Genomic DNA, 13,662 nt, shown 5'->3' on the forward strand with positions numbered 1-13,662 from the left:
TCAGGACGCCTTTTTTGCACGGCGCTCTTCTTCCAGTAAGTTGAAGGTGTCGAGATACTGATCACCCCAGGTTTCCATGGCAGCGATCACAGGCAGCAATGATTCTCCAAAATCGGTCAGGTAATATTCCACGCGCAGCGGCAGCTCGGCATAGATGGTTCTTTTGATGATGCCATGATCTTCCAGTTCGCGCAATTGCAAGTTGAGCACCCGGCGGGAAGCCGTATGGATGCGGCGTTGCAGGTCGCTGGGGCGGCGCACGCCATGATTGATGCAATGTATCAGATAGGCCTTCCATTTGCCGCCGATGATCTCCATAATCACCGACATGCCACAAGCAAATGTTTTCCGCATTTTTTTCTCGTACATAAGGTTCGTATTAGGCATCACAAATTTACGCCTATGGTTTAAAATTACCCGCAGGGAAAAAATTATCCCTACCCGCAAATTTTCACCCTTATTGTTTACAAACCTTGATTGGCGTCACTTTGCAGCAAATTATGCATATATGACCAACAACACCAAAACGGCCACCGTCATAGGTCTTGGCGCAATGGGCTCCGTACTGGCAGCCTTGCTGCTGAAAAATGGATATCAGGTAACCGTATGGAACAGATCGGCCGACAAGGCGGCGGCGCTCGTACAGCAGGGCGCTACTTTAGCGCAAGATGTAGCATCAGCCGTAGCGGCCAGCTCCGTGATCATCGTTTGTGTAGCCGACTACGCCACCACTGAACAATTGCTCGATCAGCCGGAAGTAAGGCAGGCGCTCAAAAACAAAACATTGGTACAGCTCAGCACCGGCACGCCCGAGGCTGGCAGGAAAGCAGCCGCCTGGGCTGCGGGCCATGGCATCCATTATCTCGATGGCGCTATCCTCGCTACCCCGCCACAGATGGGCCGTCCGGATACCACCATCTTCCTGTCGGGTAACGCTGCCGCCTATACGCAAAGTGAAGCGGTGCTGAAGGCACTCGGCGGCAACCTCCTCCTGATGGGCGATGATGCCGGCGTAGCCTCTGCCTGGGACTTCGCCCTGCTGTCCACCCTCTTCGGCGCCATCACCGGCTTCCTGCACGGTATGCGCATCAGTCAGGCGGAACGCATACCTGAAGCGGCTTTCAATCATCTCGTGAGCCAAATGTGGCCCGCCCTCGGCGAAATGATCCGCGACAGCGGCGACAAGATCGTTGCCAAAGATCACAGCCAACCGCAAAGCTCCGTGAAAACCTGTGCCGCCGGCGCCGACATGCTGATAGCGCATGCCCGCGAAACCGGTATCGACACTCATTTCCCCGGACTGCTGCAAACCCTCTTCAAAAAAGCCATGGACGCAGGCTTTAGCGATGAGCAGGTATCCGCCGTTATCAAAGTGATGTAATACCATTGTGTTGCCCGGGATTAACTTTATCTTCGGGCAACATAATTTTTATCATGCATTCGCTCCTCACTGCCATACAACATTTCATTCACCTGGATGATGCTGAAAAAATACAGGTAAGCCATCTCTTTAAAGAAAAACATTATCCCAAAGGCAGCTACTTCCTCCGCGAAGGCCAGGTATGCCGCGAAGTAGGCTTCATAGAACAGGGACTGGTCAGGTACTTCACCAACCACGATGGCGAAGAGCTCATCTTCGACTTCGGGAAAGAATATGATTTTGTCTGCAATTATCAGAGCTTCCTCGATCATTCCATCTCTACCAGGAGCATACAGGCTATTGAAGACAGCCTCCTGTATATCATCTCTTATGATGACCTGCAAATATTATATGAGACGATCAGGGAAGGACAGAAATTTGGCCGGCTGGCCTGTGAGATGATTTATGTAGATGCCATCAGCAAAGTACATTCGATGTACATCGATTCGCCGGAACAGCGCTACCTGCGGTTCATGGCCACCTATCCCGACCTGCTGCAACGTTTGCCGCAATACTATATCTCCTCTTATGTAGGCGTGAAACCACAGTCGCTCAGCCGTATCAGGAAAAGATTGGCAGCTACCTGATTTATTAACCCAGGTGCATGAAATCCTTCCGGGTGGCCGCTAGTTTTGTGATCATAAAAAATGAACATCATGAAACAAGCTACTAAAACAACCGCCTTCGTACTCTCCCTCTTAACGGGTATTTGCCTGATCTATATCGGCGCACATTTTCTGTTGAGCCCGCAGGAAAGTGAATGGCAGTTCGGCATCCATGTCAGCACCAGCGATGCCTCTTTCCATTATATCAAAGGTATACGCGACCTCTGTTACGGGTTGATATTGTGCGTGCTGCTGTTCACCCGCGAATACCGCGGCCTCGGCTGGGTGCTGCTGCTCGCCGTTATCATACCTGCAGTTGATTTCAGCATAGTGTATATGCATCCCGATCATATTCCTGCCCGGCTGATCGCGCACGCCGTTGCTGTTGTGCTGTGCCTGCTCCTCGGACCTTATTATCTGCTCACCACTTCAAAAACAAAATAATGTTGTTCTTCAATATCCTGCTGCTCGTACATTTCTGTGCCTTCCTTGCCTATGTGGCTTTGCTTGTATCCATGTTAAGGGTACCGCCGGTAAAGAAAGAGTATACCGGCTTGATACTGGGTATCACTATCCTGCTCACCGGCATCGCGCTGGTAGCGCTGAAATACCCTGCTATCAACTATTACAAGGTAGTGCCCAAGACGGGGCTGTTCCTGGCCGTAACGGTGATCAATGCCATCGGCGGCAACAAACTACCCAGCAGGAAAACGATCATCACGCTGCTGACACTAACGGTAACGGCTGCACTAATTGCGGTGCTGAAATTTTAAAACCCCTTGAGATACCGGCACAATACCACGCCATTGCTGAAAGGCCTTACTTCCAACAGCCGTAGTTGCTGTTGTTGTAAGGCCTCGCGGAAGAGCGGCTTGCCGCGGCCTATCACCACCGGGCTTACAAAGATGCGGTACTCATCGATCAGGTTGAGCTTTACGAAGCTGGATACAATACCTACGCCGCCCCACATGATCATATCCATGCCGGGTTGCCGCTTGAGACGCTGGACCTCTTCGCTGATATGATCTTTCACCAGTCTTGAATTATTCCAGTATACTTTTTTGAGCGTAGTGGAGAACACTATTTTAGGCAGCTGGTTCATACGGTCGGCAAATGCAATATCCTGTTGCTTTGCCCCGTTGTGGCGCGAAGCATGTGGCCAGTGGCTGGCCATGGTTTCATAGGTACGGCGGCCTACGAGGATCGTATCCATCGTGTGTAACTGTTCGTAGGCATATACGCCCAGCTCTTCATTCCAGTTACAGAAATGCCAATCCAGCTCTCCGTTAGGCCCGGACATAAAACCGTCCAGGGTCACGTTGGCGGATAAAACTACTTTTCTCATTGCATCGGGTTTGCAAGATAAAAGTAGTGTCCTTTGCCGGCTTGCAAGCGGGCCATATCGGACATTCTCAGGGGGGTAATTTACCGGGCAGCCGCTCAGCTGGCCGTTTCGCCGGGTATTACTGTTACATTTGTCTTATGTCCGCCTCTCAGCACTTCCACTATCACACGGCGGCCGATCTGGTTGGCCGACAGTAACTGGTGCAGGTCGTCGACCGTAGCCACGGGCTGGTGATCGAAGGAGATAATGATATCACCGATATGCAGCTCACTGTTATAGAAATTGCCATCGGGCACGATCTCGAACACATACACGCCGGTGTGGGCATTCAGTTTATTGGCTGCCACCATGCGGTTGCTGAGGTTCACCGGCTGTGCGGCAACACCCAGCTGCGCCCGGCGGATGCGGCCATGCAGGATCAGCTGTCCTGCAATCTGTGCGGCCAGGTTAGAGGAGATGGCGAAGCAAAGCCCTTGTGCAGAGGCGATCATGGCGGTGTTCACGCCGATCACCTGTCCGCTTGAATTTACCAGCGGGCCGCCGCTGTTGCCGGGATTGAGCGCTGCGTCTGTCTGGATCACGTTATCGATCAGGCGGCCGTTGCTGGCGCGCAGCGTACGTCCCAAAGCGCTCACCACGCCGGCGGTAACGGTGTATTGCAAACCCATCGGGTTACCGATCGCGATGGCGATCTGTCCTACCTGCAAAGTGGAGGAATCCGCCAGCGTCAAGGCTTTGAGGCCGGTTTCATCGATCTTCAGCACTGCCAGGTCCGTAGAAGGATCGGCGCCTTTGACCTCTGCATTTACCTTGCGCCCATCCACGAAAGATACGCGGATACTTTCGGCCTGCTCCACTACGTGATTATTGGTGATGATAAAACCATCGGAGGAGATGATGAACCCGGAGCCGGTACCAGCTTGCGTTCTGCGCTCCGGGGTATTCCTGTTGGCCACCTTTTTCTGTACTTCTATGTGTACCACAGATTCAGCTACAGTGCCCACTACGCCGGTGATGGTCCTGGAATAAGCATCCAGCAGGGCCGTATCGTTGGCGGTATTTTGTGCGAGTAATGAGATAATATTTTCCATACATGGGCTGGCTCAAAATCTTCACCAGTTTGGATCATGCGCCTTTTTGGCATCTTGCCGGCCTGCTCCCTGTCAATCCTGGTATTTCGCGGGTTGTAAAACGGCAATAATGCAGGCCAGCGCAGCGAGGATATTGGCCCAGGTGCGCACGGTATGCCAGCCATTCCAGGGGCCTTCAAACTGCGTGCGGGCAGCGGCCATCTGCTGCGGCGTGGCGCCTGCCAGCTGGAACTTTGCGATGGCGTCGTTCATCGGAACGTTGAAAGCAGAGGTGATGAACAGCACGCCTATCACATACAACAAGGTAGCGATCAGCAGCCAGCGGAAACGCGGCGAACGACGATGCGCCACTGTAGCCCATACCAGGAAAGCGCCCGCCCCCAGGAAACAAAACATAAATGCAGGGTTGATGATCGCAATATTGATCGCCTGAAAAGCAGCGATATATTGTTGATCCGTCAGCATACCCAGGCCGGGATTAACGGCCACGGAAAAGCCATAGAAAAGGCCCGCCATTAAAGCGGTAGTCATGAATGCGAGTACGAGTGAAAAGTTTTGCTTGTTCATAGTGTGTGATAAATTGATAACACAAAACTAGAACAAGGTCATACCTTAAAATAGAACAAATCCGACACGCGGCATTAATTGATGAACAGGGTGAAATTTTCCGCTACTTCTTCCAGTTGTTTCTGGTATTGATAAGGAGAGAACCCGGTGAACTCTTTGAAGGTGCGGATGAAGTGAGATTGGTCGGCATAGTCATTTTCAAATGCCACATCCGACAGCTTGCTGTAGTGATTGGCGCGCAACTGGCTCAGGGAGGCCTGGAAGCGGCATATGCGCGAGAACAATTTTGGGGTGATACCTACATGTTCTTTGAAACGGCGTTCAAAACTTCTCTCCGTCATCCGCAGATCGTCCTGCAGATCTTTTAAAGAGATGGCGCCTTTTGTTTTGGCGATCTGCGCAATCGCATATTGGGTAAGATCATTCTCCTGTTGATTGGAAGCGATCTGTTTAAAGAGATAATCCGACAAGATGTTGATCTGTTCTGTCAGCGAACTCGCATGCTGCAATTTGCCGGATAATTCGGCAGTCTGGCGGGCGGGCAGCAGCTCCAGGTCTGTACAGGCATTCGTTAATTCGCCGGCATTGATACCAAAGATGGATTTCAGTGCATTGGGATAGAATACAATACCAACCAGGTGCAACTGCCCGGTGAAGGTGAGCACTGAATGTTTGGTAGACTGCCCATATATCGCGATATCCGCCAGCTGCTTGTTTCCCTGGGAAAAAGCGCCCATATCCGGTTGCTGGAACATCAGGCCGGGACAGCCATCCACCACCGGGCCGAACACTTTTGGCAAAGTCTCTGTGGCGCTGCTTTCCAGCGTCCAGAAGTAGCGGACATGGTGCCTCAAAAAATCAGGTGGCGGTATCTGTGCATATTGCATACACTAAAGATAACAAGACTTTTTTAAATCTCTTGATGTGAGATGAATTCGGTGCGCCGGAATTTATTGCCACGGGTTTACACATTTTGATGCCCGGGCTGACGCTCCTACGGAGCTGATCGCAGCGTAGATCGCCGATTTTTTACCGGGTTTTCGCCCCTAGGGGGCGATATATTGGTAGCAGGCATCACATCCTACCAATCTGCCGCCCCTACGGGGCGGTAACGATCGTATTAATCACGCCCCGCGTGGGTATGATCTACGCTACGATCAGCTCCGTAGGAGCGTTAGCCCGGTAGGCCCGGGCGTCAACCCGGGTACCAAAATGCGATCTACGCTACAATCAGCCCCGTAGGGGCGGCAGATTTATGCAGCATTTATTTTGTAGTGGTTTGTTACGAAATAGCTGTAACCATACTCTATACCGGCTTATGACTGGCTTGATCCATACAGTATCCATACTGTCACCACGCCTACGCCTATACGTAGCGCAACCACCATTGCCGGTGTTCCTGCTTATAACGCCGGAACCAGCGGCAGGGATAATACAAGGAGGCTACCACTGCGATCCAGATGAGATACACCACCGGCAGACTGAAACCAAATTGTTGCGGCCGGAAATAGAAAGGCACATTCGCGATCTGGTCCGCACTATGGCCGGTAGCGAAAAACACTACTACCAGTAAGGTATGCAGAAGATAGAAATGGAGCACATAGTAAAAGAACGGCACGCTGCCATATACTTCTGCTACAGCCGCCCATTTGCCGCGTACCTGCTCGAGGAGGGAAAGCAGTACCAGTGCGGATCCCAGCGTGATGCAATCATACATCAGAGAAGGCGGGTATTTGCTCACGTCAAAAAATACATATAACGTTTTCAGGAAACTGTCTTGCTTTTGCCAGGGTACCGGATCGCCGTAAACATTGATAAAGCGCAATACAAAGAAGAGCGCTATCAAGGCAAAACCGGCACTGCGGATGAGTCTTTGTCTTTTCTCTGCCGGATAGGATTCGCGGTAGAGCGTGCCGGTGCAATAGCCAAGGAACATGATGCCCGTCCATGGCAGGATGGCGTAGAAATCACCGACGAGATGCGTGGGCGATAACACGATCACGGTACCTCTTGCCGTTAACAACAGATGCCACCAGTTGCCGGCGGCGCCGGCCTGTGGCAGTTTGAGGAGGTCTGTGATATTATGTCCGCAACAGAGCAGGATGCCTGTTACCAGCACCAGCCGGAAAGAGATACGGCTGAAGATGCCCAGTAGCACCATGCTCCAGCTGATGGCCCATATCACCTGCAGGATGATAAATCCGTAGTGCGGGTTGAAGGTGAGCCCCATCGTGATGATCGCTATTTCCACGAACACCAGCCACAGGCCACGTTTGACGAGCCCGCCGGCGGCTTCGCCGGGAGATTTCTTTTGTGAAGAGAGATAAGCGGAAAGCCCTGACAAGAACACGAACACCGGCGCGCAGAAATGTGTGACCCAACGGGTAAAATACAAAGCTGGCGAAGTGGTGGCGGCATTCAGGGGATCGGCCGTCATGGCTGTAACATGAAAATAATCACGTGTATGATCCAGCGCCATAATGATCATCACGATGCCGCGCAGGATATCGACGGAACGTGCGCGGTAGGAACGCAATAGTGACATGAAATGATGGTTGATATATTACATTAAATATACCGCTATCTGTTGATAATCCCTCCGTCGTTTATTGCTTTTTATCATCAGATGACTAACATATCCTGACCAGCCGGCGGATCGTTGTGACGGCGCGTCCGTATGGCCTTTCGTGCCAGCCAGGATTTGAATACGGTATGGAATACTGCCAGTATGATAGCGCCTTTGAACATACCTGTAAAGCCCCATGCCGCCAAACCGCCGATCACGCCAAGGAACAGCACCATGAACGGCAGCTTGCCGCCGCTCTTGGCAATGAGCACCGGCTTGAGGATTGCATCCACCACGAGCAGGCCAGCGCCATAGATGGCGAGGAATACCGTCATGCCCGGATGCCCTTGCGTAGCCATCCAGATGATGAGCGGCAGCCACACCACCAGCGGGCCTACTTGTATCAGCACACAGAAAAACACCAGGGCCGACAGCAACAAAGTATAATGCACGCCTGCGATCGTGAAGCCGATCCAGGAAATAACCGTTGCAATAAAAGCAGTTCCCATCACGCCAATAGATACGCCTTTGATCGCGCTGGCGGTGGCATTCATCAGGGTAAGCCCGTCGCGGCGACCGAGCAGATGCTGCAAAGTAGTTTTCAACGGTTGGAAAAATTTCTGTCCGCTCACCAGCATAAACGCAGAGATAAAGATGCCCAGCACAAACTGTGCAGCTGCGCCCAATATGCCTGCACCGCCACTGAGCAGGTGCCGCAATACCATCCGGATATGGTGTTCATAACCAGCAATCGTTTCCTTGGGATTATCGCGCAGCTGCTGCCAGAAAGCAGCAACGCTCTCGCCTACCATCGGCATATGCGTGATGCCATCCGGCAAAGGCGGCAAGCCATTCACCCGAATATCATCGATGAGCAGCAAGGTATCTTTCAAATGCCGTCCCAGTGCAGCAACCAGGTATATCAAGGGTAAGGCCACAATGATCACCAACACTACCGCATACAGCACTGCCGCCAGTTTGCGGCGCTTGTTGAGCTTGCGTACCAGCCACTCATAGGGTTGTGAAAATGAAACAAAAAAGATCAACGCAAAAGTGAATACTCCAAAAAATACTTTCAGTACATCATACAATGCATACAGCAACCCCAGCAGCAAAAGCAGCACCAGGATGGATTCTACAACACTCCGCGAAGATGGTATTTGGGTCTGCCGCATAAGATACGTTTGCATAAATATATGCTTTTTGAGCGAAGGTTGTCTGGCTCAGGATTATAGGATTGAAAGGATTACCAGGATTTTTTTTGTCAGGATTAAAAAAGGATTCTTGAAGATTGATAAGAAGATCTTCGCGACGATAGCCCTTGAAGCGCTCAAAGCGCTTCAAGGGCTGGAACCTCGTTGATCTTCCCATCAATCTTCAAGAATCCTTTTTTAATCCTGACAAAAAAAATCCTGGTAATCCTTTCAATCCTATAATCCTGAGCCAGACAACCTTCGCTATTGCTTCTGCACTTTTTTCGTATATACCTTTCCGTTACAGCCGAGTTGCAGGATATAAACACCCGGGGGCAGGCTGCCGGCATCGAAGGGGATGGTGTGCGCGCCGGCGGGCAGCAGGCCGTTGGCCAGTACTTTTACCACTTTGCCGTTGATATCGTATATGAGCAGGGAGGTATGGCCGGCCTGTTTGAGTATGAAAGAAGTGGTAACGTTGGTGGTGAACGGGTTGGGATAGGCGTTCAGAACAATGCTGTTATCGGCTGTTTTGCTGGCGGCGAGGGCGCCGGTTTGCACTTTTACTTCTGTATAGCTGTTCCAGAGGTTGGTACTGTTGCCATGCCCTACAATACGAACGTATTTGCCGCTGCGCGGCGTGAATGAAAACGTTTCCAGATCGAGAGAGGCGCCACTGCTCACCAGGCCGCTGGCGGCGGTGATCCAGCTGATGGTATCGTTTGCCACGAGCGCATCAAAAGTGGATTTGCGGATGTTGCCGTTGAAGAACGCGATCTGTACGCCGGATATTTGCAGCGTGTCGCCCAAACAGAATTGTATCCACTGGCCGTCGCCATTGGCCGACCAACGGGTGGCGAGATTATTATCAAGTACATTGGCTGGTACATTGCCGTCATCGGCGCTGGCGCTAACAGGCAGGCAGGGCGCTTGCGGCGCTGCGGCATTTGCGCCCACCATGGAAGGCGATAATATCTGTGCGATCACCGGTGCGTTGGATACTTCATCAGCGCCTTTGTCGAGCGGCGCAATGCGTGGCTGTCCATCCATGTCCACTGTTACATCCGGGTAGGAACCTGCGGCTGCATCGATGGCCGGACTGCCGCCCTGCAAATGATAAGTGCCTGTTGCATCCCTTGCCAGCAAAGGGTTGGCGGTGGTATAGCCACTGTCAGGCATTGCGCCGGCGCCATTGGTGTTGTAGAGCAGGTTGCCGCTCCATACCGCATCGGTATAAGGGCCGGCGATACTGGCTGCTGTCCCGCCGCCCTGAATGATGTTGTTGGCAAAAATGGTAGCGGTAGCGCCAAGGCCATTCGTACGGCCACTTTGCACGTAGTTGGCCGGATTATCTACCAGCGTGTTGAAGGCGATGAGTGTGCGATCGGGACGATCGTGCGAGGTGAGCGGCGCGCCATCGGCCACTTCTCCATCTCCATTACCAATGTTGATGGCAGGATTACAGTTTTCAAAATAGTTGCTGAATATTTTGTGATCATCGCCGAATATCCTTATCCCTGGCGTATTAACGAAGTAGTTACCATATACGACGCTCTTGTTGCCATGACGCAGCGTGAACTGTGCCGGGCAATTACGGATGGTATTGTAACGGATAGTAAGGGCAGATGCCTTCACAGATATCAATTCGTTTTCTCCCGCACATTGCTCAAAAAGATTGTACTCTACGATACTGTTGGAAGAAGAAAGACTGAAGCCGCTGAGGCCGAACTGGAGCGTTTCTGCGCCATTCGCGGTTTGTGGCTGCTGATCAAAAAAGTAGTTGTGATGGATGTACAGCCGCTGCGCGATCTGGCTGCCAGTGCCGCGTATCGCGAGAAAGCGGCCCATCGCATTCTTGTGCTGGAAAGTGTTGTAATCCACTTCGTGATCGTCGCCATTGATGAGCAGGTTCTCTCCTGCCCCGGGCGTTTCGAAGATGTTGCGCGTCCAGCGGCAAAAGCTGGTACCCGCTGCGGACGAGGCTTTAGAGGCGCTGAAGGTGAATTTAAAACCTTTGATGATGATGTATTTCGCCGGGCTCACCAAAGTGATGCCCGCGGTGCCAGTGATCTCCGCGCCACCAACACTTTGTGCCATGATGGTGATCGGCTGTGCCGCCGTGCCCTGCCTGTTGATGCTGATGCTGGCAGATGCTGTATAAACGCCATTGGCCAGTACGATCACATCGCCAGGAACGGCGTTGTTGATGGCAGACTGCAAGGCTTGCAGTGAATTAACAGGGATGTTAGCCGCAGATGCAAAGGCGGGAATAAGAAAGCAAAAAAGGAAGTACAGACGTTGATAAAAAGGGTTCATGGGCGATGAGTTTAGGATGATGCATCTAAACTAGGAAAATCCCATGAAAAATGCAAACGTTTGCACAAATCTCTCTCAAAACGCTGAAACTCAATACCCGTCATATTTACAGCAAAAATGACAGCAAGTATATAAATAAGATAGCGGTGATACCCATCACCGCACTACCGGTACTGTATACACGAAGCATATCTTTGATTTCCAGTCCGGAGAATTTAGAGATCACCCAGAAATACGCATCATTGGTATGGGAGATCATCATGGACCCTGCGCCCATCGCCAGCACACAGAGGAGCGGGCCGTGGCCGGCATCCATGCCCAATGCGGGCAGCAGCGGCTGCAAGATGGAAGCCGCCGTAATAATCGCTACGGTAGAAGAACCTTGCGCTGTTTTCAGCAGGGCCGTTACCAGGAAAGGCAGGAACAAACCCATCGCTGCGAGCGACTGATACTGTGCGATATGCCCGCCAATACCGGCTTTGGCAAGTATCGCCCCGAAGGCGCCACCACCGCCGATGATCACCAGTATACCTGCGGCTTTCTCCGCACCTTCGCGCAGCAGACGGGGCAACTCATTACGTCTTACCGACGGGCCGCCCGCCAGGGCCAGCAGGATACCCGCACTGATCGCTACTTCCGGCATACCGGCCACATTGATCAATTGCAATAACATGCCCGGTGGCGCCGTTTCCATACCTGCTAAAGAACGTAAGGCAATCAACAATACCGGCACAGCAATCGGCAACACCGACATCAGCACCGAAGGTCCCTGCACCGTTTCCTGCAAAGCCTCTTCCTCTTCTATCACAGCCGGCGGCAGTTTCCTGCCCATCAGCAGCGACCAGCTATAACCCGCCACCGCAGCGGGTATCGCGATCAGCAAACCATACAGCATCACTTGTCCTACTTCCGCGTGTATAGTACCCGCAGCTGCCGTAATGCCCGGATGCGGCGGCATCATACAATGCACCGCATACAAGCCCGTTGCCAGCGAGGAAGCCATTATCACCATCGAAACGCCGGAACGCCTTGCCAGCGCCTTGTTCAGCCCACTCAGCACAATAAACCCGGAATCACAAAAGATAGGCATGCCAACAATATACCCGATCATGCTCATCGCCATCGCTGCGCGCTGCGTACCTGTCTGCCGCAGCACATAACTGGCCAGCACGGCGGTACTACCGGTATGTTCCAGTATCAGTCCCAGCGTAGTACCCAATACAATCAACAATCCCAATGCCCCCATGATGTTGCCAAACCCGCTTTTGATCACCGTCAAAATCTCAGCAAAAGTCAATCCCAGCAACATCCCCGTAAGGATAGCCGCCAGCAGCAAGGCAAAAAATGCATGTACCCTGAAACGCGCTGTCAGCAATACGATCAGCGTAATCCCTGCCAACAGGGCGATCAGGCTTTGTGTGATTGACACCATAGGATTAATGAGGTTTTACGCGAAGGTTGTCTTTGCTCAGGATTATAAGGATTGAAAGGATTACCAGGATTTTTTTTTCAGGATTAATAAGGATTAGCGGAGATTAATGAGAAGATCAACAAGGTTTCAGCCCTTGAAGCGCTTTGAGCGCTTCAAGGGCTATTGTCGCGAATATCTTCGAAATAATCTTCTCATTAATCTTCGTCAATCTTTATTAATCCTGATAAAAAAAATCCTGGTAATCCTTTCAATCCATATAATCCTGAGCAAAGACAACCTACAAGCTGTTCTTCGCGATCACTGTCCAATCATCGCCACCATGGCCTTTGGCGATCCAGCGGTCCATTTCTTCGGCGATGGCGGGTATTACGGCCAGCGGCACGCCGGCTTTGGCGGCAGCGTCGAGGAAAAGGCCGGTATCTTTGCGGGCCATGTTGAGTTCCCAGGAAGGTTTATCGTAGCTGCCGGAGGTCATGCGTTGGATGCGGCCATGCAGCATGGTAGCCGGGTTCCAGGTATCGAAGAGGGAGGTGATGTCGCTGAGCGGCACGTGCAGCGCTTTTGCGAGCGATAAGGTGTCGGCGATACCTGCGGTGAAAGTGACGAGGAAGAGATTGCCGATGAGCTTCATAGCGGCAGCCCTGCCCTCTTCCGGACCGAAGTTGAGCACCTTGCCCGTCATTTTTGAAAGCGTAGGCTCCCATTTTTTCACCACTTCCTGATCGCCGGAAACCAGCATGGTACCAGTACTTTCCAACGCATTCACAGGCCCCATGAATACCGGCGCATGCAAATACGTATAGCCGCGGGCTTTCCAGTCTTTCGTGCGTTGTATCGCGCCGGCTGCCGAGGTGGTGGTATGATCGATGATGGTGGCGCCAGGTTTCAGCCCTGCCGCGGCGGCAGCCAGCACTTCATCAACGGTGCTGTCGTCTTTCAAAGTGAGGTGGATGACATCCGCGCCTTTCACGGCATCCGTCACCTGCGCAAATGCTTTGGCGCCATAAGTTTCCAGCGCCGTTGCTTTTGATGCGGTACGGTTCCATACCTGTACCTGTTCTCCTTTGGCGAGCAGCGCCTGAACAAAGTTCGCCCCCAAAAGGCCCATACCTAAGAATGCTACCATT

The 13,662-nt window shown here is 52.1% G+C and carries 14 protein-coding genes; 4 read left to right on the plus strand and 10 right to left on the minus strand.

All coding sequences use genetic code 11. The features are described from left to right. Complete coding sequence (locus FPG75_RS19565) at nucleotides 1-369, minus strand: winged helix-turn-helix transcriptional regulator (protein ID WP_143309033.1); 369 nt, start codon at nucleotides 367-369, stop codon at nucleotides 1-3. Between FPG75_RS19565 and FPG75_RS19570 the strand changes: the two genes are divergently transcribed. The 4 genes from FPG75_RS19570 (at nucleotide 329) to FPG75_RS19585 (ending at nucleotide 2,798) form a co-directional block, all read left to right on the plus strand. Then, complete coding sequence (locus tag FPG75_RS19570; protein WP_143309035.1) at nucleotides 329-1,381, plus strand: NAD(P)-dependent oxidoreductase; 1,053 nt, start codon at nucleotides 329-331, stop codon at nucleotides 1,379-1,381. The two genes, FPG75_RS19565 and FPG75_RS19570, sit on opposite strands and share 41 nt — an antisense overlap. 53 nt (nucleotides 1,382-1,434) lie before the next feature. After that, on the plus strand, nucleotides 1,435-2,007 hold the full coding sequence (locus tag FPG75_RS19575) for a Crp/Fnr family transcriptional regulator (RefSeq protein WP_143309037.1): 573 nt from the start codon (nucleotides 1,435-1,437) through the stop codon (nucleotides 2,005-2,007). 69 nt (nucleotides 2,008-2,076) lie between these two features. After that, nucleotides 2,077-2,469: a DUF4267 domain-containing protein gene (locus FPG75_RS19580; protein WP_143309039.1), complete on the plus strand. Its 393-nt coding sequence runs from the start codon at nucleotides 2,077-2,079 to the stop codon at nucleotides 2,467-2,469. Next, nucleotides 2,469-2,798, plus strand: a complete 330-nt coding sequence (locus FPG75_RS19585; protein ID WP_143309041.1) for a hypothetical protein — start codon at nucleotides 2,469-2,471, stop codon at nucleotides 2,796-2,798. Before FPG75_RS19580 ends, FPG75_RS19585 begins: the two co-directional genes overlap by 1 nt. Here FPG75_RS19585 and FPG75_RS19590 read toward each other — a convergent pair. From FPG75_RS19590 to FPG75_RS19630, 9 genes are all read right to left on the minus strand, one after another. Beyond that, a complete protein-coding gene (locus FPG75_RS19590; RefSeq protein WP_143309043.1) occupies nucleotides 2,795-3,370 on the minus strand; it encodes a dihydrofolate reductase family protein in 576 nt (191 codons plus the stop codon). The genes FPG75_RS19585 and FPG75_RS19590 overlap by 4 nt on opposite strands. Nucleotides 3,371-3,465: 95 nt before the next feature. Further along, nucleotides 3,466-4,461, minus strand: coding sequence for a S1C family serine protease (locus FPG75_RS19595; RefSeq protein WP_143309045.1), 996 nt, complete (start codon nucleotides 4,459-4,461; stop codon nucleotides 3,466-3,468). 72 nt (nucleotides 4,462-4,533) lie between these two features. After that, nucleotides 4,534-5,028 carry an anthrone oxygenase family protein gene (locus FPG75_RS19600; protein WP_143309047.1) on the minus strand — a complete coding sequence of 165 codons (495 nt, stop codon included), beginning with the start codon at nucleotides 5,026-5,028 and terminating at the stop codon, nucleotides 4,534-4,536. Nucleotides 5,029-5,102: 74 nt separating this feature from the next. After that, nucleotides 5,103-5,915, minus strand: coding sequence for an AraC family transcriptional regulator (locus FPG75_RS19605; protein ID WP_143309049.1), 813 nt, complete (start codon nucleotides 5,913-5,915; stop codon nucleotides 5,103-5,105). A 479-nt stretch (nucleotides 5,916-6,394) separates the two neighbouring features. Next, nucleotides 6,395-7,573 (minus strand): DUF1624 domain-containing protein, encoded by a 1,179-nt coding sequence (locus FPG75_RS19610; protein WP_143309051.1) that lies wholly within the window; start codon nucleotides 7,571-7,573, stop codon nucleotides 6,395-6,397. Nucleotides 7,574-7,650: 77 nt separating this feature from the next. Beyond that, nucleotides 7,651-8,769, minus strand: coding sequence for an AI-2E family transporter (locus FPG75_RS19615; RefSeq protein ID WP_161596853.1), 1,119 nt, complete (start codon nucleotides 8,767-8,769; stop codon nucleotides 7,651-7,653). A 282-nt stretch (nucleotides 8,770-9,051) separates the two neighbouring features. Further along, on the minus strand, nucleotides 9,052-11,103 hold the full coding sequence (locus FPG75_RS19620) for a chondroitinase-B domain-containing protein (RefSeq protein ID WP_143309055.1): 2,052 nt from the start codon (nucleotides 11,101-11,103) through the stop codon (nucleotides 9,052-9,054). Nucleotides 11,104-11,209: 106 nt separating this feature from the next. After that, nucleotides 11,210-12,535 carry a GntP family permease gene (locus FPG75_RS19625; protein WP_143309057.1) on the minus strand — a complete coding sequence of 442 codons (1,326 nt, stop codon included), beginning with the start codon at nucleotides 12,533-12,535 and terminating at the stop codon, nucleotides 11,210-11,212. A gap of 277 nt (nucleotides 12,536-12,812) precedes the next feature. Beyond that, complete coding sequence (locus FPG75_RS19630; RefSeq protein ID WP_143309059.1) at nucleotides 12,813-13,661, minus strand: NAD(P)-dependent oxidoreductase; 849 nt, start codon at nucleotides 13,659-13,661, stop codon at nucleotides 12,813-12,815. Between the last annotated feature and the right edge of the window lies 1 nt (nucleotide 13,662).

It is taken from the genome of Chitinophaga vietnamensis (assembly GCF_902167635.1).
GTDB lineage: Bacteria > Bacteroidota > Bacteroidia > Chitinophagales > Chitinophagaceae > Chitinophaga > Chitinophaga vietnamensis.

Bases quoted from the DNA above. Each gene is read 5' to 3' on its own strand.
- FPG75_RS19615 (WP_161596853.1), bottom strand. From the start codon at position 8,769: ATGCGGCAGACCCAAATACCATCTTCGCGGAGTGTTGTAGAATCCATC.
- FPG75_RS19585 (WP_143309041.1), top strand. From the start codon at position 2,469: ATGTTGTTCTTCAATATCCTGCTGCTCGTACATTTCTGTGCCTTCCTT.
- FPG75_RS19630 (WP_143309059.1), bottom strand. From the start codon at position 13,661: ATGGTAGCATTCTTAGGTATGGGCCTTTTGGGGGCGAACTTTGTTCAG.
- FPG75_RS19565 (WP_143309033.1), bottom strand. From the start codon at position 369: ATGTACGAGAAAAAAATGCGGAAAACATTTGCTTGTGGCATGTCGGTG.
- FPG75_RS19620 (WP_143309055.1), bottom strand. From the start codon at position 11,103: ATGAACCCTTTTTATCAACGTCTGTACTTCCTTTTTTGCTTTCTTATT.
- FPG75_RS19610 (WP_143309051.1), bottom strand. From the start codon at position 7,573: ATGTCACTATTGCGTTCCTACCGCGCACGTTCCGTCGATATCCTGCGC.
- FPG75_RS19595 (WP_143309045.1), bottom strand. From the start codon at position 4,461: ATGGAAAATATTATCTCATTACTCGCACAAAATACCGCCAACGATACG.
- FPG75_RS19625 (WP_143309057.1), bottom strand. From the start codon at position 12,535: ATGGTGTCAATCACACAAAGCCTGATCGCCCTGTTGGCAGGGATTACG.
- FPG75_RS19605 (WP_143309049.1), bottom strand. From the start codon at position 5,915: ATGCAATATGCACAGATACCGCCACCTGATTTTTTGAGGCACCATGTC.
- FPG75_RS19600 (WP_143309047.1), bottom strand. From the start codon at position 5,028: ATGAACAAGCAAAACTTTTCACTCGTACTCGCATTCATGACTACCGCT.
- FPG75_RS19590 (WP_143309043.1), bottom strand. From the start codon at position 3,370: ATGAGAAAAGTAGTTTTATCCGCCAACGTGACCCTGGACGGTTTTATG.
- FPG75_RS19575 (WP_143309037.1), top strand. From the start codon at position 1,435: ATGCATTCGCTCCTCACTGCCATACAACATTTCATTCACCTGGATGAT.
- FPG75_RS19580 (WP_143309039.1), top strand. From the start codon at position 2,077: ATGAAACAAGCTACTAAAACAACCGCCTTCGTACTCTCCCTCTTAACG.
- FPG75_RS19570 (WP_143309035.1), top strand. From the start codon at position 329: ATGCCACAAGCAAATGTTTTCCGCATTTTTTTCTCGTACATAAGGTTC.